Annotated in this window: 11 protein-coding genes; 4 read left to right on the top strand and 7 right to left on the bottom strand. The window is 69.7% G+C overall.

Annotated features, from left to right (window positions below; translation table 11 throughout):
• Positions 1-61 precede the first annotated feature (61 nt).
• The 7 genes from IPK24_02715 to IPK24_02685 all read right to left on the bottom strand — a co-directional run bounded on the left by IPK24_02715 (position 62) and on the right by IPK24_02685 (position 18,102).
• Positions 62-9,544 carry an SDR family NAD(P)-dependent oxidoreductase gene (locus IPK24_02715; protein ID MBK8074484.1) on the bottom strand — a complete coding sequence of 3,161 codons (9,483 nt, stop codon included), beginning with the start codon at positions 9,542-9,544 and terminating at the stop codon, positions 62-64.
• Positions 9,541-11,262: an acyl-CoA dehydrogenase family protein gene (locus IPK24_02710; GenBank protein ID MBK8074483.1), complete on the bottom strand. Its 1,722-nt coding sequence runs from the start codon at positions 11,260-11,262 to the stop codon at positions 9,541-9,543. Before IPK24_02710 ends, IPK24_02715 begins: the two co-directional genes overlap by 4 nt.
• A 58-nt stretch (positions 11,263-11,320) precedes the next feature.
• A complete protein-coding gene (locus IPK24_02705) occupies positions 11,321-13,504 on the bottom strand; it encodes a (Fe-S)-binding protein (GenBank protein MBK8074482.1) in 2,184 nt (727 codons plus the stop codon).
• Positions 13,505-13,549: 45 nt separating this feature from the next.
• Positions 13,550-14,518: an electron transfer flavoprotein subunit alpha/FixB family protein gene (locus IPK24_02700; protein MBK8074481.1), complete on the bottom strand. Its 969-nt coding sequence runs from the start codon at positions 14,516-14,518 to the stop codon at positions 13,550-13,552.
• 67 nt (positions 14,519-14,585) lie between these two features.
• Positions 14,586-15,365 carry an electron transfer flavoprotein subunit beta/FixA family protein gene (locus IPK24_02695; GenBank protein ID MBK8074480.1) on the bottom strand — a complete coding sequence of 260 codons (780 nt, stop codon included), beginning with the start codon at positions 15,363-15,365 and terminating at the stop codon, positions 14,586-14,588.
• Positions 15,366-15,645: 280 nt separating this feature from the next.
• The gene (locus tag IPK24_02690) at positions 15,646-16,329 is read right to left on the bottom strand and encodes a hypothetical protein (protein ID MBK8074479.1); all 684 of its coding nucleotides are present in this window, start codon (positions 16,327-16,329) and stop codon (positions 15,646-15,648) included.
• Positions 16,330-16,428: 99 nt separating this feature from the next.
• Positions 16,429-18,102 carry a formate--tetrahydrofolate ligase gene (locus IPK24_02685; protein ID MBK8074478.1) on the bottom strand — a complete coding sequence of 558 codons (1,674 nt, stop codon included), beginning with the start codon at positions 18,100-18,102 and terminating at the stop codon, positions 16,429-16,431.
• Positions 18,103-18,505: 403 nt separating this feature from the next.
• On the opposite strand from IPK24_02685, the gene IPK24_02680 reads away from it, so the two are divergent.
• The 4 genes from IPK24_02680 to IPK24_02665 all read left to right on the top strand — a co-directional run bounded on the left by IPK24_02680 (position 18,506) and on the right by IPK24_02665 (position 22,398).
• Positions 18,506-19,708, top strand: coding sequence for an acetyl-CoA C-acyltransferase family protein (locus tag IPK24_02680; GenBank protein MBK8074477.1), 1,203 nt, complete (start codon positions 18,506-18,508; stop codon positions 19,706-19,708).
• A gap of 4 nt (positions 19,709-19,712) precedes the next feature.
• The gene (locus IPK24_02675) at positions 19,713-20,291 is read left to right on the top strand and encodes a hypothetical protein (protein ID MBK8074476.1); all 579 of its coding nucleotides are present in this window, start codon (positions 19,713-19,715) and stop codon (positions 20,289-20,291) included.
• An 83-nt stretch (positions 20,292-20,374) separates the two neighbouring features.
• Positions 20,375-21,433: an alpha/beta fold hydrolase gene (locus tag IPK24_02670; protein MBK8074475.1), complete on the top strand. Its 1,059-nt coding sequence runs from the start codon at positions 20,375-20,377 to the stop codon at positions 21,431-21,433.
• 140 nt (positions 21,434-21,573) lie between these two features.
• The gene (locus IPK24_02665) at positions 21,574-22,398 is read left to right on the top strand and encodes a 3-oxoacyl-ACP reductase FabG (protein MBK8074474.1); all 825 of its coding nucleotides are present in this window, start codon (positions 21,574-21,576) and stop codon (positions 22,396-22,398) included.
• The last annotated feature ends 62 nt before the right edge of the window (positions 22,399-22,460 follow it).

Here is a 22,460-nt window from a genome sequence, read left to right as displayed (position 1 = left end):
ACTCGTGGCGCATGGACTCGTGATGGACGGATGGATCGGAGCTCGGCATGTCGCGGTGCCGTCAGCCGATCAGGACGGCGCGCAGCGGGTCGCGCACCTCGTGCGGCATCGGCGCGGGAAGAGCGATGGTGCGGTAACCACTGAGCCGCAACACCACCCGCCCCTGCCCATCGGCTACGTGCCCGTCGAACACCGGGGGGCCGTCGCCTTCCCGTGCCCGGAGCACCGCGTGCAGACCGGTGGCATCGACATGGTTGGGGTCACGCACCAGGTGCATCGCCCCGACGGCGTTGGGCAGCGCCAACTCGCCGGTGCCCGCAGCCTGGAACAGGCCCGCGGTCTGGAAGCACAGCTCGGTGAGCCGTGGGCCGGTGACCGTCTGCTGGCTGTCCGGAACGTGGTTGTCCGGCAACGGGTTCGCCATGCGGGCGGCCGTCCCGTCCCCGGCACGGGCCGCGACGTCCACCACCTGGTACGCCGGCCCGTGGAAGTACAGCCGGTACACCAGGTCCCGTCCGATCGCCTGTCCGGCTGCGACGCCGTTCTGTTCGGCGTGCATCGAGGCAGGGACCTCCTCGTACTCCTCACGCCACGGCGCGCGGGTCAAGCGCACCGTGCCGGTGAAGTGGACGTCGACACGCGGCGTCGAACTGCCGGCCAGGGTTCGTTCGGCGGTCAGCACACAGCGGGCCACCAGATCCTGGCCGTCGCCGGCATCGGGCGCCGACACCGGGTCGAGTACGACGCTGACCCGGATGGCGCGGGGTTCGTCCCGATAGAACTTGCACGGCGCGAGGAAACGCACGTCGGTGATCTCAGCGACCCGATACCCGGAATCGCCGCCCACCTCGAGCCCGGCGAGACGTGCTCCGGCCAACGCGGCCTCGGCGAAGGACTCCATGCCCATCACCCCGGGCAGCACCGGAATGCCCTCGATCCGGTGGTCGTACAGGAACGGCTGCACCGCCGGGTCGAGCATCGTGGTGACCACGACGCCGTCGTTGACATCGACACTCACCTCACCGGTCACCGGTGCGATGCCCGAGATCCCTTGGCCGACAACGGCGTCGGCATCCAGGCCGGTGGTGTTGCCGCCACGATCGGGGGCCGCGGCCATCTGGCCCAACCGACCCGCCACGACGACCTCGCCGGCGAATCCGGACGAGGCGAGTTCACGCCGGATCCAGGCGACGCCGGCCTCGGGCGGCAGCATCTGCACCCCGGCCATCTCCATGATCTTGGGGATGGAGCCGCGCGTGGCCATGCCGATACCGCCCCACGCCGTCCAGTCCAACGCGATGGCACGCATCCCCGGTCGGGTGCGGCGCAGGCTGGAACTGATGGCGCACAACAGGTTGTTCGCCGCGGCGTAGTCGGGCTGACCCGAGTTGCCGAACCGCCCGGCCACCGAGGAGAACACCACACTGGCGCCGATCGGCAGATCCGGGACAGCGTGCACCAGCGAGTACCAGCCATCGGCCTTCACATCGAAGACCAGGTCGAACTCGGCAGGTTGTTTGTCGGGCATGGTGCGGCTGATCTCGAGACCGGCGGCGTGCAGCAGCAGGTCGACCCGGCCCGATTCGGCCTGGACGGCGCGCATCACCGACACCACGGCGTCCGCGTCGGTCAGGTTCACGCTGTGGTAGCGCACCCGGCCACCCGCGGCTTCGACCGCCTGAACGGCGGCCAGCGCGGCGGCCCGGCGCTCGATGCGGGCCAACTCCTTCTCGATCGCCACCGGGGTGGGTCGCTCACCGGCCTCCTTCAGCCGCGCCGCGATGACCGGCTTGAGAGCGTCCTTGTCGGTCGCGAACGTCTGCAGGTCGGGGTCGGCTGCATCCGGTGTGGGCGTGAGGTCGAGCAGGTGGAACGTCGCCCCACTCGCCGCGGCCAGATCGGCCGTGATCGCCGAGACGATGCTGCCGGCCGCCCCGGTGACCACGACGACGCTGTCGCCGGTCAACGGGGTGCCGCCCTCGCCGAGTGGGCTGCCGTCCGCCCCCAGCGGGGTGAATGGAACCGTCTCGAGCGCGATGCCGATTCGCGCCGGGCCGCGGTGCTCGACGTCCGGGCGCCCGATCTCGACGCAGCCACCGTCGCGCAGCGCCTCGTCGATGAGGACGTCGGCGATCGCCGCCGTCTTGCGACTGGCCGGCAGGTCGACGGCCTTGACCACCGCCGCCGGGCACTCGCGCTGATAGGCCTTGGCGAACCCGTTGACCGCGCCGCCGAGCGGGGACGTCGCCCCGCCGGGCTCGTAGCCGTGGAACCCGCCGAGGCGGGTGGCCGTGATCAGGAAGGGCGTGCTGTCGTAGAGCGCCCGGATCGTGGCGTAGAGCGCCTTCACCCTGCGGCGCAGCGCTTCTCGCCACGTGCCGAAGTCCAGACCGTCGAGCGCGCCTTCGTCGTCCAGGCCGGCGAGCCAGAACACCCCGTTGATCGAGGCGTCGGTCGTCCACTCGCCGAGCCGGGTCAGCAGGTCGTCCGTGGCGGTTCCGGCCTCGAGGGTGAGCACCTCGACGCCCAGCTTGCGCAGCCGTTTCGCCAGGGAGTCCCCGACGCCACCCTCGTCGAGCATGACGACGACGCGACTCCCCTCACCGAGGGCGATCCCGGTCGGCGCACACAGGCTCAACGCCGGCCGGAGCACTGCCACCGGAACCCGCCGCGGCAACCCATCGATGGCCCCGAGGTCGCCTCGTACGAGCCCACTGCCCACCGAGCGCGATGTCACATCACGCTCGCCAGACGAGTGCGATGTGACATCGCGCCCATCCGGGATCGAGCTCTCGGCTACCTCGGGGACACTCTGCGTCGCCGAAGCCGGCTGGATGCCGGTCTTCTCTCGGACCCAGCCGATCACCAGGTTCAGCGTCGGGAAGTCACGCAACTGCAGGTTCGGGTCACGCTCGACGCCGTAGTGCTCCCGGACGGCGGCGAACACCTCGGCCTGCTTGACCGTGTCCACCCCCAGATCCGCCTCCAGATCCAGATCGAGGTCCAACAACTCCGGCGGATAGCCCGTCAGCTCGGCCACGATGCCGACCACGACGCTCTCCACCTCGTCGCCGGACGAGCCGGGACTCGAGGCGTCCACCGCGGGAACCGCCTCGGCCACAGCGGGTGCGGCGACCGACGCGGCGACGTTCGGCTGGATGCCGGTCTTCTCTCGGACCCAGCCGATCACCAGGTTCAGCGTCGGGAAGTCACGCAACTGCAGGTTCGGGTCACGCTCGACGCCGTAGTGCTCCCGGACGGCGGCGAACACCTCGGCCTGCTTGACCGTGTCCACCCCCAGATCCGCCTCCAGATCCAGATCGAGGTCCAGCAACTCCGGCGGATAGCCCGTCAGCTCGGCCACGATGCCGACCACGACGCTCGCCACCTCGTCGCCACCGTCGGCTGCGGGTTCAGCCGATGCAGCCGGCTGCACTGGTGCAGCGGGAACCGGCACTGCCGCAACGACGGCCGCCGCCTGGGCCGCCAACTCAGGCTTCTTGCTGTGCACCCAGCCGACGACGGAGGCCAGCGTCGGGAAGTCGCGCAACTGCAGGTTCGGGTCACGCTCGACGTCGTAGTGCTCCCGGACCGCGGCGAACACCTCGGCCTGCTTGACCGTGTCCACCCCCAGATCCGCCTCCAGATCCAGATCCGGATCGAGCAACTCCGGCGGATAGCCCGTCAGCTCCGCCACGATCGCGGTCACCGCCGCGAGCACCGGATCCTGACCTGTCTGAACCACCGGGGCAACCGGGTCCGGGGTCGTGGCAACCGGCGCCGACGCGACCACCGGAACCGCAGCCGGCACAACGGCCAGGTCGGGCTTCTTGCTGCGCACCCAGCCGACGACGGCGGCCAGGGTCGGGAAGTCCCGCAACTGCAGGTTGGGATCACGCTCGACGTCATAGTGCTCGCGCACCGCGGCGAACACCTCGGCCTGCTTGACCGTGTCCACCCCCAGATCCGCCTCCAGATCCAGATCCGGATCGAGCAACTCCGGCGGGTAACCCGTCAGTTCCGCCACGATCGCCGTGACCGCGACCAGCACCGAGTCCGGTGCGGGCGCCGGGGCAGGAGCCGCTGCGGCAGCCACGGTCACCGGGGCAACCACCGGAGCTGCAGCCACTGGCACGGCAACGGCGGCCGCCAACTCGGGCTTCTTGCTGCGCACCCAGCCGACGACAGCAGCCAGGGTCGGGAAGTCCCGCAACTGCAGGTTCGGGTCACGCTCGACGTCGAAGTGCTCCCGGACGGCGGCGAACACCTCGGCCTGCTTGACCGTGTCCACCCCCAGATCCGCCTCCAGATCCAGATCCGGATCGAGCAACTCCGGCGGATAGCCCGTCAGCTCAGCCACGATCGCGGTCACCGTCACCAACACCGGGTCCTGCGCAGGCTCCGCTGCGGGCGTGGCGACCACCGGGGCCGCCACCGCGGCGGGTGCGGCGACGGCAGGCGCCATGGCGGGTGCCGCCGCCGGCTGGATGCCGGTCTTGTCGCGTACCCACCCGATGACATGAGTCAGCGTCGGGAAGTCTCGCAGCCGCAGGTTCGGGTCGCGCTCGACGTCGAAGTGTTCCCGGACCGCGGCGAACACCTCGGCCTGCTTGACCGTGTCCACCCCCAGATCCGCCTCCAGATCCAAATCGAGATCCAGCAGCTCGGCGGGGTAGCCGGTCAGTTCGGCGACGATGCCGACCACCGTGGTGGTGACGGGATCCTCGACCGGTGCCGGCGCGGCAGGCGCGGCGGCGGCGGCAGTCACCGGCGCGGCGGCGGCGGCAGTCACCGGCGCGGCGGCGGCAGCAGGTACCGGCACGGGGGTCACGGTGGCGGCCGGCATCGCTGCAACGGCAGCGGGAGCAGCCGTCGGCACCCCGGCGTCCACGACGCGCAACCGGCGCAGGTTCACCTCGAGCTCAGCACCCGAGTGCCCCGCGGCACCGTCCAGCCAGCGGTGGAAGGCCGCCGTGTCGACGATCCGGTGCTGGTAGCCCAGATCGTTGGGCAGGGGACGCCGTCCGGTCGGCGGCGCGATCCAGCGTGAGAGGGTCATGGCGATCTGGGAGCCGAACCCGGCCGCCAGGCGTAGCGCATAGCGCACGTCGTAGCTGCCACCGACGGACAGGTTCAACGAGCCCAGACCGGGGTCGACCTCGCGGAAGTTCGGCACCGGGGGCACGACGCCGGTCTCCAAGGCCTTGACCGCCACCACATCCTCGATGCCGGCACCCATGGCGTGACCGGTGAACCCCTTGGTGTTGGTGATCACGATCTGGTCGGCCTGCGGGCCGAACACCCGGCGCAGCGCGTTGATCTCCGCCGCGGCGCTGCCCCCGCGAGCCGGGGTGTAGGTCTCGTGCGAGACGAACATGGTGGACGACGCGATCTCTGCGCGGGCGATGCCGCGCGCTTCCGCTTGGCGCACCAGGGATTCCATGATGCCGCCGATGTGTTCGACGTCCAGTCGGGTGCCGTGGAAGGCACTGTTGGCCGTGATGGCAGCCAGCACCTCGCAGATCGGGGCGATACCCCGCTCAGCGGCAGCATCCGCGCTCTCGATCACCAAAGAGGCGGCGCCCATCCCGACGATCATGCCGTGCCGACGGCGGTCGAACGGCGTGGCCGCATCGGCCACGATGTCGTCCGTGGCCGCCGCTCCGGAGGCCAGGAATCCGCTGGTGATCCACGGCATCAGGTGCTCTGCCGTGGCCACATCGGCCGACACGATGATCACCCGACGGGCACGCCCGGTGCGAATCCAGTCCTCGGCCAGCGAGACGGCCTGGGTGGTGCTGGCGCAGGCGGCGTTGATCTGGGTGTTCGGCCCGCGGGCGCCGATCAGCTCGGCGAACTGGGAATGGCCCATCGCCAGCGCCCGGAAGATGAACCGCCGGTCGAAGCTGTAGGGGTGCGTCTCGAGCTCGTGGCGCAGCTCGCCGATCCGCCGGTCGACCTCGACCGCGGCGGCCTCGGTACCGGTCATCCGGGCCCGCACCGCTTCGAGCGCCAGGAGCTGCTCGCGGTGGCCCCGTGAGGTGAAGTACTCCTCCAGGTCCTTGGCGAAGTTGTTGTACCCGGGGAAGGCCGAGGCAAAGATCACCCCGGTGTCGTCACGCATGGAGTCCGGCAGCGCCCACTTCTCCGGCAGCTTGGTGCCCAGAGTGGTCTGCTTGTACCGCATCACGAGCGGGATGCCCGCATCGCGCAGGGCGTCGAGCCCGGCCCCGATGGCCAGCCGAGTGGCGTCGTCCAGGGCCTCGTCGCGCGCGGCGTCCACCCCGAACTCGGCCACCACGTCGACCGGCGCGTACTGGCCCGCCAGCTTGATGACCTCGGCCTCATCGGTGATGGTCTCGAAGCTCGGACCACCGATCTCGCTCTTGACCAGCCGGGTGATCCGCATGTCGACCATGCGCTGCCGCACCCGGTGCGGCACCGCCTCGATGAACTGCTGACCCGCCAAGATCCGGGCCACATTCTCATCATCGAACACCCGCGGCACACCCGGCAGCCCCAGCGCCGCCCCCGTGATCGCCACCGGATCCCCCGCCCCCGGGCGCGATGTCACGTCACGCTCGTCTGGCGAGTGCAACGTGACATTGCGCTCGGCGGGGACGAGCGTTCCGGACGCCGCGGGCACCGACGAGGGTGACGCAGCGTGCCCGGACGACGGTGCGGGAGCAGGGGCCGCGAGTCCGAGACCGTTGGCCCACAGACCACACAGCGCCTGGTTCACCGAGGCGGCGTCGCCGAGCTTGGGGTGGTTGGTGAACAGGGCCAGGACGTCGTCGTAGGTCGAGCTGAGCACGTCCTCGGCGAACCCGTGCAGTGCCTTCTTGGGACCGACCTCGACGAACACCCGGGCTCCGGCTCGGTACAGCGTGTCGAGCCCCTTGACGAACTGCACCGGAGAGGCGACCTGCTTGCCCAACATGTCGAGCATGTCGTCGACGGTGGCGTTCGCCGGGTAGAAGTCACCGGTCACATTGGCCACCAACGGCATCGAGGGCGGCTGCACGTTCAGGCGACGCAGCTGGCCGACCAGCGGCTCACTGGCCGGGGCCACGATCGAGGTGTGGAAGGCGTGGCTCACCGGGATCCGGATCGCATTGATCCCGGCCGCGGCGAACTTCTCCACCGCCTGCTCCACCCCCGCCGTCGAACCACCGACCACGGCCTGACTGGTGCTGTTGATGTTCGCCACCACGACGTAGCCACCCGTGGCGCTGGTCTCGTCGACGATCCGCTGAATCTCGGTCAGCGGGCCGAACACCGCGGCCATGGCGCCCTTGTCGGGAACCTCGAGGCTGGCCATCTCGCGCCCACGGGCGCTGACCGCCTCGAGCGCGGCCTCGAAGGTCAGGCTGCCGGCGGCGACGAGGGCGCCGTACTCGCCCAGGCTGTGGCCCATCACCATGTCGGGCACGATGCCGTACTCGGCGAGCAGCGCCTGCAGTGACAGGTCGGTGGCCAGCACGGCCGGCTGGGTGATCTCGGTCTGGCGCAACTGGTTCTCGAGCTGTTTGACCGCTGCCGGGTCGGCGCCGTCGATGAAGATGTAGGACGACAGGGGTCGCCCGAGCAACGGGGTCATCACCGCGTCGGCACGATCGAAGGTCTGCGCCACAACGGGCTCCGCCGCCCGCAACTCACTGAGCATGTTGGCGTACTGCGACCCCTGGCCGGTGTACAGGAAGGCCACCTTGGGCGCTGGGCCACGCCCGACGAACACGCCCTGCGAACGCAGCATGCGCCACAACGCTGTCGCGGCCGCCGCGCCCTTGCTCGCCGCGGTCTCGAACGCGGTCAGGGTCTTGGCGAGCTTGCCGGCCAGATCCTTGGCATCGGCGTAGTCGATCGCCACCCGGACGGCGGCACTCGCCAGGGTGGGGTCCGGCGCCACGGGAGGCGCGGCCGCCACCCCGGTTCCGGCCTTGGCCTGGGCCAGGTGCTCCCGTACCTGGGCGACGATCGACGCGTCGTCCGCGCCACCGATCACCAGGGCACCGCGCAACGGCGGGCGAGCGGGCTTGGCTGCCGCGGTCACGACAGCGGTTGCCGGAGCCGCAGGCACCGCCGCCGCGGCGAACACCCGCGGCTCGTGCGAGTACCGACCGGGCGAGTACTCCTCGACCACGGCGTGGAAGTTGGTGCCGCCGAACCCGAAAGCGCTCACCCCACCACGGCGCACATCACCGTTGGCCGGCGCCGGCCAGTCGCGCAGTTCGGTGTTCACCCGGAACGGGGTGGCCGCCCAATCGACGTTGGGGTTGGGGACGTTGAAGTTCAGGGACGGCGCCAGCACCTTCTCGTGCAGGCTGCGCACCATCTTGAACAGGCCTGCGGTACCGGCAGCGGCCTTGAGGTGGCCGATGTTCGACTTCACCGAGCCGAGAGCGATCGACCCGGGTGCGACACCGGCCGCGCCGAAGATCGCGGTGAGGCTGGACAGTTCGGCGGCGTCGCCGACGCTGGTGGAGGTGCCGTGCGCCTCGATCGCCCCGGCCGAGGCCGGGTCGGCGCCGGCCATCGCCCACGCCCGCTGCAGGGCGAGCTTCTGGCCCACGGGGTTGGGCGCAGTGATCCCCTTGCCCTTGCCGTCGCTGGATCCGGCCAGACCGGTGAGCACGGCGTAGATCCGCCGGCCCGCCTTCTCGGCGTCCTCGAGGCGCTGCAGCACGAACAGGGCTGCGCCCTCGCCCATCACGAAGCCGTTGGCCCCGGCGTCGAACGGACGGGTGCCGTCGGCCGAGAGCGCACCGATCTTGCAGAACTTCACGAACGCGGACACGCTCATGTTGCGGTCGACGCCGCCGGTGATCACGGCGTCGTAGTGGCCTTCGATCAGCCCGTCGACCGCTGCCCAGGTGGCCGCCAGCCCGGAGGCGCAGGCCGCATCGGTGGTGAAGTTCGGCCCGCGGAAGTTGAAGAGGTTGGCCACCCGACCGGCGAGCACGTTGGACAGCTCACCGGGCATGGTGTCCTCGGTGATCTCGGTGAAGTTGGCCAGGTAGCTCGTACTGGCCTCGGCCAGAACGCGTTCCCGAGTGGCACCGTCGAGCGCGGCGAAGGCGGGTGAGTTCGTCAGCGCCCGCAGGAACTCGGGCATCTCGATACGCATGCTCGAGCGATAGTGCTTCTCGCCGCCGATGGCGTTGCCCAGCACCACCGCGACCTTGTCGGAGTCGATGTCCCAGGCCGGCCAGCCGGCATCGACCAGGGCGGCGCGGGCCGCACTGATCGTCCAGCGCTGGCCCTCGTCCATCTGCTTGGCCACCATCGGCGGCACCGGCAGCTTCCAGGCGATCGGGTCCCACGGGAACTCCCGAACCCAGCCGCCGATCTTGGAGTAGGTCTTGTCGGGCGCGTGGTGATCGGGGTCGTAGTAGAGCTCGGGATCCCAGCGCTCCGGCGGGACGTCACTGATCGAGTACCGGCCACCGGTGATGTTGCCCCAGAACGCCTCGGCGTCCGGGGCATCCGGCATGATCGCCGCCATTCCGACGATGGCGACCTGTCGACTCCCCGGGGCATTCATGACTGGTCCTTCCCATAGATCACGGCGGCGACCGCGTTCATGTCGGCGAGCAGCCCGGACTGAGCGGCGCGGACGGCGTCCAAGGGCAGGCTCGCTGCCAGCGCGGCAGCCTGAGCCGAGGTGCCGTCGGCGGCACCGACGACCCACCGCAGGCCGTCGTCGGCGACCTTGAGCGCGGCGTCCCGGGCGAACACCCGGGCGATCGCGGCCAGCGCCGGGGCACCGAATCGCTTGTCGGTCTTCTCGTGAGCGGTGCCACCGGCCGCGGCAGCGGCGCGACGCGAGGCCGCACCGGCGGTCTCGGCCCAGGCGATCAGCTCACCGAGGCGGAACAGCACGTGCTGATTGCGGGTCAGCCGGCCGGCCTGGCAGGCGTCGAGCACCGCCGCCAGGCATTCGTTGGCCAGCGCGGCCGCATCGGCGCCGACCCCGGAGTTCTTGGCGTGCAGCGCCTTCAGCCCGGCAGCGGCCTGACGGTAGTGCTGACCACGCGACTTCAGGTGGGTCTGCCACCGGTCACGAGCGATGGTCATCTCCAGGATCTCCGAGGTGCCCTCGTAGATCGTGGTGATGCGGACATCACGTTTGACCTTCTCCACGACGTAGGGGCGGGTGAAGCCGTAGCCGCCGTGCGCCTGGATCGCCGCCTCGGCGGCGGCGTTGCCGAACTCGCTCGCCATCAGCTTCGCGATGGCGCCCTCGGTGTTCAGCGCCCCGTTGGTGCCCTCACCGGCGTCGAGGCGGGCCGAGGTCTCCTCCAGGAAGGCACGCGCCGACTCCAGCCGGACGACGTGCGGCACGATCAGTTTGTGGGTGTAACCCTGCTTCTCGGCCAGCACCGATCCGCCCTGTTCCCGGTTCTGGGAGTAGTCGATCGCCCGCTCCAGCGCCTCCCAGCCGCCCCCCATGCCGAAGGCGGCGACCATCACCCGGGTGTAGCCGAAGACCTGCTGCGCCTGCACCAGGCCCTTGCCCTCGACGCCACCGATCAGGTTCTCCACCGGCACCACGACGTCGTCCAGGAACAGGGCGGCGGTGTTGGACAGCCGGATGCCGTGCTTGTCCTCGGGCGTGGCAGCGGTGAACCCCTCGGTGCCTCGCGCGACGACGAACCAGGTCGGTCCGCCGGGTGCCAGCGCCAGGATCGTGGTGGCATCCGCGATGGACCCGTTGCTGATCCACTGCTTGCGCCCGTTGATCTTGTAGTGGGTGACGGTCCCGGACTCGTCCGTGATCGGCACCGCGGTGGTGGTCATCGCGCCCAGGTCGCTGCCGGCATCCGGCTCGGTGGCGCCGTAGGCGAAGACCAGGCCTTCTTCGGCGATCCGGCCGAGCCAGTACGCACGCTGCTCCTCGGTCGCGCCCACCAGGATCGGGTCGCTGCCGAGGAAGGTGGCGAACACCGCCGTCGCCAGACCGATGTCGTGACGCGCCATGATCTCGCACACGCGGTAGGAGTCGAACGCCCCACCGCCCATGCCGCCGTAGGCCTCCGGCACGAACACCAGCTGGACGCCGAGCTCGTCGCTGCACATCGCCCGCACGATGTCCTCGGGGCAGACGTCCTCGTGGTCGAGTTCGAGTTGACGCTCGGGGGTCAGCGCGGCGCCGACGAAGTCGTCGAGTGCCTCGAGCATCAGGGTGAGGGTGCCCAGATCGAGGCCCTCGCCACTGAAGACATGCCCGGTGGTAGCAGTCGAGGCGGCGGTGTCGGTCATCGTGTGGTTCCTTCCACGCATACGGGCGGCTCGATCGGTCTGACGATGGGGCTGGGTGTCACGGCGTTGTGGCGGGAGAGGGCGCCGCGCAGGCGCGCAGCAGGATCTCGGCGATGTCCGCGACCTCGACGCTGGGATCGGCCGCGCCGTCCGCGCCGTTCTCGGCGTCCACGGCGCGCACGCCGTCGCTGAGCATCACGATGCAGAACGGGCAGGCAGCGGCGACGACGTCGGGCTTCAGGTCCATCGCCTCGCGCGCCCGGTTGGTGTTGATGCGCTCCCCGAGGGTCTCGTCCATCCACATCCGGGCGCCGCCGGCGCCGCAGCAGAACGAGCGCTCCCCGGTGCGGGCCATCTCGATCACCCGGGCACCCGGGACGGCGCCCAGCACCGCACGCGGCGGCGCGAAGATCTGGTTGTGGCGGCCCAGGTAGCAGGCGTCGTGGTAGGTGATCGTCGAGTCCAGCGCGGTGACCGGGGTGAGCCGACGGTCGGCCACCAGTTGCGACAGCAGGGTCGAGTGGTGCACCACCTCGTAGTGGCCACCCAGTTGCGGGTACTCGTTGGCGATGGTGTTGAAGCAGTGGGCGCACGTCACCACGATCCGCTTGGCGCCCACCGAGTTCAGCGTCTCGACGTTGGCCGCAGCGAGCATCTGGAACAAGAACTCGTGACCGATCCGGCGGGCGGCGTCCCCGGTGCAGGTCTCGCCGTCCCCCAGCACCATGTACGTGACGCCGGCCTGGTGCAGCAGGGTGGCGACGGCCCGGGTGGTGTTCTGCGCCTTGTCGTCCAGGGCACCGGCGCACCCGACCCAGAACAGGTACTCCACGTCCTCCGGCAGGGTGTCCTCGCCGTTCGCACCGAAGACGGGCACCTCGAAGTCGAGACCCGTCGTCCATTCCAGCCGCGCGCTCGCGCCGCGGCCCCACGGGTCGCCGGCGTGTTCCAGGTTGCGCAGCATCACTCCGGCCTCGTCCGGGAAGGCGCCCTCGACCAGCACCTGGTACCGACGCATGTCGACGATGTGGTCGATGTGCTCGATGTCGACCGGGCACTGGTTCACACAGGCGCCGCACGTGGTGCACGACCACAGCACGTCAGGATCGATCACGCCGCCGGCCGCCGGGTTCGCCTCGTCCACCGGGGCCACCAGCACCCGCTCGCCCTCGGCGCGCACCGCCTCGGGCAGCGCGGCCCGGGCCTCGTCGTCCGCCGCGAGGGTGTACGGCGCGCGGGCCAGCGCGTGATCACGCAAATTCATCACGACCAGCTTGGGTGACAACGGTTTTCCGGTGTTCCAGGCCGGGCACTGCGACTGGCAGCGGCCGCACTCGGTGCAGCTCAGCATGTCCAGCACGCCCTTCCAGGTGAAGTCCGTGATGGCGCCGCGCCCCATCAGGTCGTCCTCACCCGGGTCTTCGAAGTCGACCGGCTCGCCGGCGGAGTACACCGGCTGCAAGGCGCCCAGGGCGCCCGCACCTCCCGGCCGACGTCGCGCCACGGCGACATTGATCGGGGCGGTGAAGATGTGCATGTGCTTGCTGTGCACCACCAGCACCAGGAAGCCGAAGATCACGCCGAGCGCCAGCAGCACGCCCACATGTTCGATGACCGTGTTGGCGTCCTCACCCAACGGCTCCAGCGCTCGGGCGACCGCCTCGGAGGCATAGGCGCCGCGCTCGAACGGGAAGTAGCCGGTGTTGATCTGGGCACCCCGGTAGAGCAGCAGCGTCCAGACCACATTGAAGATCATGAACAACACCAGCCAGGCCGCGTCCAGGTGGCTGCCGAAGAACCGGCTGCTGCGGCCCTGGTTCTTCGGGGCATTGCGGACCCGGATGATCGCGAACACCACCACGGACGCGGCGGTGGCCAGGGCCATGGTGTCCTCGAGCCAGCCGAGCCAGGCCTGGCGACCGATCACCGGGATCGCGAAGTCGCGCCAGAACAGCGCGCCGTATCCCTCGATCACCGTCACCAGCAGGAACATGAAGCCCCAGAAGGCCGCCAGGTGCGCCAGTCCGGGCACGGTCCACTTCAGCAACTTGCGCTGCACCAGCACCTCGGCGACCTCTGCCGAGGCGACCGAGGCGACGCTGCGCGTCGGACCGCCGATGCGGCGATCCGGTTCGGCGGGTTGCCCGGCCGTGGCGAGTCGGATCAGGTAGGCGACACGCCGGCCGGCGACGGTGAGAGCCACCACCGTCATCGCCAGACCGAGGATCATCCGAACGATCAATGCTTCGTCCTTTCCTCTGCTCCCCGGTCAGGGCGCTGGTGGGGATCAGCCCTTGCGGCGGGCTATCTCCTCGGTGAGCTGTGGCAGCACCGCATGCAGGTCTCCGACCACGCCGAAGTCGGCGATGGCGAAGATCGGTGCCTTGGGGTCCTTGTTGACCGCGACGATGGTCTTCGATCCCTGCATACCCGCCCGATGCTGGATCGCCCCCGAGATCCCGCCCGCCAGGTACAGCTGCGGTGCAACGGTCTTGCCGGTCTGACCGATCTGCTGTTCGTGCGCGTACCAATCGAGGTCGGTTGCCGCGCGTGAGGCGCCGACCGCGCCACCCAGCGCGTCGGCCACCCCCTCGATGACGCTGAATCCCTCGGCCGAGCCCACTCCGCGGCCCCCGGCCACGACGACCGCGGCGTCCAGCAGCTCCGGACGACCCGACGCCTGCTTCGGTGCGCGAGAGACGATCCTCGCCGCCTTGGCCACGTCGCTGAAGGCGACGGTCACGTTCTCGACAACGGGGGCCGGGGCGCCGGAGACCGGTTCCGCAGCAATCGCATTGGGCCGAATCGTGATCACCGGAACGCCTCGGACGACGTCACTGACGGCCACCCAGGCGCCTGCCACCACGGTCTGGGTCACCGAGGGGCCATCCGCTCCGGGCGCCACGTCGACGGCGTCGGTCACGATGCCCGAACCGAGCGCCACCGCCACTCGCCCGGCGACGTCCTTGCCCTCGGGACCCGAGGTCACCAGGACGGCGCTGACGCCGTCTCGGGCTGCCAGCTGAGCCAGCGCCTCGGCCTTGGGAACGACCAGGCAGTCGGCCACCTCGGTGTCGTCCACCACGTACACCGTCGCGGCGCCGTACTCCCCGAGCTTGTCCAGGACGGCGGCATCGGCGCCGCCGAACACCACGGCTCCGGGGGTACCGAGGCGACGAGCGGCGGTGAGCAGTTCGAGGGATGCCTTGCGGACGCCGGCGTCCGACCGTTCGACCGAGACAAGCACTTCAGACACGTTGCGCTCCTGCAGGTTTCGAGAAGGATCAGGCGGGTCGGTGGGCCGTGACAGCCGGCCCGATCGGTCAGATGAAGCCGCGCGCGGCGAGGAAGTCGGCGATCTGAGAGGCCCCTTCGCCCTCGTCGACCACGACGGTGCCGGCCTGACGCGGGGGACGCGGGCTGAGCGAGCGCACCCGGGATGCCGCCGCGTCGAATCCGACCTCATTCGGGGCGATACCCAGGTCGGCCAACGACAGCGTCTGGACCGGCTTCTTCTTGCTCGCCATGATCGCCTTGAAGGCCGGGTAGCGGGCTTCGCCGGTCTGGTCGGTGACCGAGACCAGGGCCGGCAACGGAGCGGTGATCTGCTCGGTGGCCGTGTCGCCGTCCCGACGGATCGTCACCACGGCGTCGGCAACGCTCAGAACCGCGGCGAAGGTGACCTGGGGAACGTTCAGCCGCGCCGCCACCATGGCCGGAACCACCGACATCTCGGCGTCGGTGGAGGCCATGCCACAGACGACGAGATCGAAGCCGGTGTGTTCGATGGCCTTGGCGAGAACCAGCGAGGTGGCCATGGCGTCCGAGCCGCGGATGGCGTCGTCCAGCACGTGGACCCCGCTGGTGGCACCCATGGCGAGGGCCTTGCGCAGGGCATCGGTGGCCTTGGCCGGCCCCACCGTCAGCGCGACGATCTCGGCGTCCAGGCCGCCCTCGACCAGGCGTACGGCTTGTTCGACCGCGTACTCGTCGAGCTCGGACAGTCGGCCCTCGACCGCACCGCGGTCGAGCAGCAGATCAGCTCCGAAGCTCCACGTGGCGGTGGGCTCGGGGACGTACTTGACCGGGACGACAATCTTCATCAAGGAGCTCCAGCAGTCGCACGTGGATGACCCCGGAATCCGGCGGCGACGCTGCCGCCCATCAGGGTGATTCGGCTCGACCGTAGGACGACAGCCCGGAGCAGGCCCTAGGACCTTCGGACCCCACTGAGTGATCGGGCTCTCCCCGACTGTGACCCATTCGGGTCAACGGGACGTACGGCCCGTCATGATCACGAGAACGAATTCGTGCGCGTGCCATGTGATGGGCACGCGCGGTGCACCCGGCATTCACCCGACAGGACCGATGCGCGGGCACCCCTCAGTGCGCGACGTCGATGACCAACCGGCTGGGACCCTCCAGCCGCGAAACCCGCAGGCCGGCCTGACGGCTCAGCCCGATACCGAGCGAGATCACCGCCTCGAAATCACCCGCGTCGGCGACCTCCTGCACCACGGGAAGTGCTGCGGTCAGCCGCCGCGGCCCGGTGTAGGCCAGGTGGGGCACGCTGCCCTCGGCCTGGAATACGTTGTCGAAGGTGGCGTTCTGGACGACGACGCGCAGGAAGGCGGCCCCCTGCAGGGCCACCGGTTCGTCGGTGGGGTCCTCGGTCACCGCCGGGACGTAGCCGACCTGGTAGGGGCCGAAGGTGCCCTCGAACTCGATCACCACCCGGTCGAAGTTGCCCTGATCGGCGGTGCGGATCTCGCGGACCACCGCCGCCTTCAGTTCACCCGACGGCTCGGGCGCGGCGCTCCCGACGACCTGGGCGGTGGCCGTGGCCGCCGGAGGCTGGGCCATGGACGTGCCCGACGGCCCTGGCAGGGCGGAGCCACTCGCGGTGCTCCGGGGGCTCGACCCGGCGGACTCCGTCACGTCGGCGGAGGCGGTGGCCACCGGTGTCGACCCGCCCGCCCCGCACCCGGCGAGCAGCACGGCGGCGAGGGCGGGCAGCGAGACGACCTGGACGGCGCGGCGCAGCGCCGGATGCGGGCGAGGATCCATGGACGTCATCGTCGCCTGCTTCGCGGCATCCGCGAACCACGACAGGCCGCGCACCGCGCGGTTGTCGCTCGCCGTGATCGGGACGTGATCAGGACGTGATCAGGAGAGGCCGATGACTGCGCCGTCCACCAGGTCGATGTTGACCGACGCCGGCACCTTGGGCAGACCGGGCATGGTCATGATGTCGCCGCAGATCATCACGATGAACTCCGCGCCCGCGGCGAGCCGCACCTCGCGAATGTTGATCACATGGTGGGACGGCGCACCGCGCAACTTGGGGTCGGTGGAGAAGGAGTACTGGGTCTTGGCGACGCAGACCGGGAACTCGCCGTAGCCGCCCTCCTGGAGCTCCTTGATCCGTGCCCGCACCGAGCTGTCGGCGGTGACCTCGCTGGCCCCGTAGACCCGGGTGGCAATCGCCGTCACCTTGTCCCACAGCGACATCGTCGAGGTGTACGTGAAGGTCATCTCGGACGGCTTCTCGCACGCGGCGACAACCGCCCGGGCCAGGTCTTCGGCCCCCGCCCCGCCGTTGGCGAAGTGGGTGGCGACCACCGCGGTGGCGCCGGCCTGCTCGACCAGCTCGGCGACCAGGGCCAGCTCGGCGTCGGTGTCGGTGCCGAACCGGTTGAGCGCCACGACGGTGCGCAATCCGTAGACGCCGGTGACGTTGTCGATGTGCCGCTGGAGGTTGGTGAAACCCCGCCGCACGGCGTCCAGGTTCTCGGTGGCCATATCGGCCAGGGCGACCCCGCCGTGATGCTTCAGCGCCCGCACCGTCGCCACGATCACCGCCGCCTTGGGCCTCAGCCCGGACTTGCGGCACTTGATGTCGATGAACTTCTCCGCGCCCAGATCGGCGCCGAACCCTGCCTCGGTGACCACGTAGTCGGCCAGCTTGAGCGCGGCGCTGGTGGCCACGACCGAGTTGCAGCCGTGGGCGATGTTCGCGAACGGCCCGCCGTGGACGAAGGCGGGAGTGCCTTCCAGGGTCTGGACGAGATTGGGTCGGAAGGCGTCCTTGAGCAACACCGCCATCGACCCCTCGGCCTGCAGGTCGCGGGCGGTGACCGGCTTCTTGTCGCGGGTGTAGCCGACGACGATGTTGCCGAGGCGCTGCTTGAGGTCCTCCAGCGAGGTGGCCAGGCAGAAGATCGCCATCACCTCGGAGGCCACCACGATGTCGAAGCCGTCCTCGCGCGGGTAGCCGTTGGCCGGCCCGCCGAGCGACACGGTGATCTGACGCAGCGCGCGATCGTTGAGGTCGACCACGCGTTTCCAGGTGATCCGCCGGACGTCGATGCCGAGGGTGTTGCCGTGGTGGATGTGGTTGTCGATCAACGCGGCCAGGAGGTTGTTGGCGAGCTGGATCGCGCCGAAGTCGCCGGTGAAGTGGAGGTTGATGTCCTCCATCGGCACCACCTGGGCGTAGCCGCCGCCGGCGGCGCCGCCCTTCATGCCGAACACGGGGCCGAGCGAGGGCTCGCGCAGGCACGCGATGGCGTTCTCGCCGATCCGGCGAAGCCCGTCGGTGAGCCCCACGGTGGTGGTGGTCTTGCCTTCACCCGCGGGCGTCGGCGAGATGGCAGTGACCAGGACGAGATGGGCATCGGGCCGGGCCGGCTGGGCGTCGAGCCAGTCCAGGCTGATCTTCGCCTTGTACCGTCCGTAGGGGTCGACCGCCTCGTCGGGGATGCCCAGGCGGTCAGCGATGGCACCGATCCGCTCGAGCGTGGCGCTCTGGGCGATCTCGATGTCGGAGGGGAAACCCATCGACGGGGCCTTTCACATCGCAGGAGGGGTCCAACGTCCCGGACGCTACCCCTCCACAGCGCCCGGGTCTAGCGTCATACGCAATTCAACGCACCATGCGCAACAAAACCGCTCGACGGGCGTAGGGCGAACCGCCGCGGCACGTCGTGCCGAGACAACGACCGGTCGCCCTCGACGGCTGACGATCCGCGTCGACCCCCGAGGAAGGGCCGAAGGACCCATCGCTGCTCGGGCCGGGCGGCGACCGCCCACCGATCCGACGAGAGATCCGAGGGATCGGCACGGTTCGGCGCCTAGCGTCTCGCGCGCCTTTGGGCGAAGGATGTAGACCGTCGGCCTACGAGCCATTGATTAACTGCCGGTAACCGCCAAGTCTCAGCAATGAGACGAAGGAGGCCTCAACGTGACCAACGAGACAAGCGGAGCCCCCCGTGAAGTCGTCGTCCTGTCTGCTGTGCGGACGGCGATCGGCAAGTACGGCGGCGGACTGAAGGACGTTCCACCGGCCGATCTGGCCGCCACCTGTGTACGCGAGGCCGTCTCGCGCGCCGGGGTCGAACCGGCCGAGGTCGGCCATGTGGTGTTCGGCAACGTGATCCACACCGAGCAGCGCGACATGTACCTCTCGCGCGTGGCCGCCCTGAACGGCGGTCTGCCGATCGACACCCCCGCGTTCAACGTGAACCGGCTGTGTGGCAGCGGTTTGCAGGCCATCGTGTCCGCCGCTCAGGCGATCACCTTGGGTGACTGCGACGTCGCCGTGGCCGGTGGCGCCGAGGCCATGACCCGGTCGCTGTACTGGGCGCCGGGTGCCCGTTGGGGCCAGCGCATGGGTGACGGCGCCCTGGTCGACGCCATGGTCGCCGCGCTGAACGACCCGTTCGACAAGGTGCACATGGGCATCACCGCCGAGAACGTGGCCGAGAAGTGGAACATCTCGCGGGAGGACCAGGACGCCCTCGCGGTGCAGAGCCACCAGCGGGCCGCGGCGGCACGCGCCGAGGGCCGGTTCAAGGAACAGATCGTGCCGGTGGAGATCAAGGGCCGCAAGGGCTCGGTCTTCATCGACACCGACGAGCACATCCGTGCCGACGTCAGCATCGAGCAGATGGCCGCCATGCGGCCGGCGTTCAAGAAGGACGGCTCGGTCACCGCCGGCAATGCCTCGGGTGTCAACGACGCCGCAGCAGCCGTCGTCCTGATGGAGCGGGGCGAGGCCGAGCGTCGCGGCCTGACCCCGATGGGTCGCCTCGTGGCCTACAGCCACGTCGGCGTCGAGCCCAAGTACATGGGCATCGGCCCGGTGCCGGCGGTCAAGAAGGTGCTCGACAAGGCCGGCATGACGCTGGACGACATCGACGTGTTCGAGGTCAACGAGGCCTTCGCCGCCCAGGCGCTGGCCGTCTCTCGTGACCTCGGCCTGCCGGATGACAAGACCAACGTCAACGGCAGCGGTGTCGGCCTCGGTCACCCGATCGGAGCCACCGGCGCGATCCTGGTGGTCAAGGCGCTCTACGAGCTGGCGCGCAGCGGTGGCCGGTACGCCATGGTCACCATGTGCATCGGCGGCGGTCAGGGTATTGCCGCGATCTTCGAGCGCGGGTGATCGAATGAGTCAGCCCACCGATCCACTGGCCGGCGCGTACGCCGCCTACGAGCAGCTCGAGGCCAAGCTCTCCACGGCCATGGACCAGCTCGTGGCGACGAACGGGTTCGCCGAGCTCTTCACGACCACCGCCACCACCATGATGGCGGCGACGAAGATGGCGAACGACGCCATCGACCAGGTCGTGCGGGCCACCCGGCTCGCTGCTCGGCAGGACGTGACCTCCCTCGCGAAACAGCTCGCCCGCACCGAGGACAAACTCGAGCGGATGCTGCAGGCGATCGAGGCCATCGAGGACCGGCTGGCCGACACCGGAAGCGGTGCCGCCGGGTCGAACGGGACTGCCTCCAGGAGTGCTGCGGCGGCTTCGGCCGCCGCAGCACCGGCGCCGGTCTCCGTGACCGAGCCGGTCACCTCGCCGGGTGAGGCCTCCCGACCGGTGAAGCGGGCTACGGTGAAACGGGCTGCCGTGAAGCGGGCTGCCGTCAAGCAGCCCGCCGCCAAGCAGGCCACCGCCAAGCAGCCGGCTGCCAAACGGCCGGCTGCGAAGCGGTCGACCAGTCAGGCCGGAGACGGGCGATGACGACGGGAACGGGGGCACCCCGCGAGGGTGCCCCCGACCTGTCGTACCTGAACCTGTCCGCCGACCCGACCACGATCCCGGGGATGTCCGCCGTCGCCAACCTGATGAGCATCCCGAGGGCGCTGCTCGAGACGGCCGAGGTCATGCTCACCGTCGAGGACGCCCAGATCGCTGTCACTCCCAAGGAAGTGGTCTGGACCCATCGCAAGACGACGCTGTACCGCTATCACAGCGCTCAGCGACGGCACGCGACCCCGATCCTGCTGGTGTTCGCCCTGATCAACCGGCCCCATGTCTACGACCTGCGGCCGGGCAACTCCTTCGTCGAGTTCCTGCTGGGCGAGGGGTTCGACGTCTTCCTGGTGGACTGGGGCGTACCCGGCGAGGAGGACGACGACCTCGGTGTGGCCGATTACGTCTGCGACGAGCTGCACTGGGCGGTGCGCGAGACCCTGCGCCGCTCCGGGGCGGACCAGTTGTCGATGATCGGCTGGTGCATCGGTGCCACCGTGGCGGCGATGTACACGGCGATCTACGCCGAGCTCAACCAGGTGCGCAACCTGGCCGTGCTCACCATGCCGGTGGACACCAAGGGCAGCGTGTACGAGAACTGGGTCAACCGGCCCTCGTTCGACCTGGATGTGATCATCTCCAACGGCGGGCTACCCGGGGCAGCGATCGACATCGCCAACCGCATGCTCAAGCCGGTCACCAACTTCGTCACCACCAAGCGCAAGGTCTTCGACCAGGTGCGCGCGGGAACCCTGGATCGGGTCTCCTACCAGTCGATGTCGAAGTGGGTGCAGGACAATCCACCGTTCCCGGCCCAGTCCTACCGCGACTGGATCACGTGGATGTACAAGGAGAATCGGCTGATCAGCGGCACCATGCGGCTCCGCGACAAGCATGTCGATTTCGCGGACATCGTCGAGCCGTCGGTCCTCGTGGTCACCGCCAGTGCCGACCACATCGCCCCCCGGGAGGGCACTGTGCCCTTCCTGGGGATGTGTGGGTCGAAGGATCTGACCCACTTCGATCGCAAGGGCGGTCACATCGGCCTCATGGCCGGATCCAAGGCACGCCACCAGATCTGGCCCGAGATCGCGGGCTGGCTCGCCGAGCGGGACGCCCCGAGCGACTGAGGTCACATCCGAACCACCGCACCATCCACTAGGTAAGTACGAGACAACCCCGGGGCGAGCACCCGCTCGCCCCGGGCAGGAAACGGCAGCCACCGCCGATGGACGCCGATGGAACCGTCACCGACACAGGGAGCGCACCGATGACCGACACGTTGCACGTGGATCGAGGAAAGCTGGAAGGCCGCGTGGCCTTCGTGACCGGGGGGACCCGCGGCATCGGTGCTGCGATCTGTCGCAGCCTGGCCAGCCAGGGTGCCGCCATCGCGGCCGGCTACAGCAGCAACGACGAGGCGGCCAACGCCTTCGCCGAGGACTTCCGCGCCAAGCACCTGGACGGTGGCGGCGAGATCACCCTGCACAAGGGGAACATCGGCGTGGGCGACGACTGTCGGCGCGCCGTCCAGGAGGTCGTCGACCAGCACGGCCGGATCGACCTCCTGGTCAACAACGCGGGCATCACGATCGACCGCACCGTCGCCAAGATGACCGACGACGACTGGAACAAGGTCATCGCCGTCAACCTGTCCGGCGCGTTCTACCTGTCCCAGGCGGTGCTGCCGCACTTCATCGCCCAGGGCACCGGGCGCATCGTCATGGTCTCGTCGGTGATCGGCGAGATGGGCAACATCGGCCAGGCCAACTACGCGGCGTCCAAGTCCGGCCTGTTCGGCTTGACCAAGACCCTCGCGCGTGAGGTCGAGTTCCAGCTGAAGCGGGCCGGCAAGCACGCCGACGCCAATCCCATCGGCATCACCGTCAACTGCGTGACCCCCGGCTTCGTGGCCACCGAGATGCTCGAGCACATCCCGGAGAAGGTCATGGAAGGCATCAAGGCCACGATCCCGGTCGGCCGGCTGGCCCAGCCCGACGAGATCGCCCGCGTGGTGCACTTCCTGTCGGCCGACGCCTCCGGGTACATCACCGGTCAGGTGTGGGGCGTCAACGGCGGTCTGGACATGCACTGAGTGCCCTGCCGTGAGCAGCAGTGAGCACTGATCACGACGAGAGGGCGGTTCCACCCCGGCGT

This window comes from Kineosporiaceae bacterium, from assembly GCA_016713225.1.
In the GTDB taxonomy this organism is placed as follows: Bacteria; Actinomycetota; Actinomycetes; order Actinomycetales; family Kineosporiaceae; genus JADJPO01.
The sequence above is the reverse complement of the archived record's forward strand: the minus strand, read 5'-3'. Positions and strand labels throughout refer to the sequence as shown.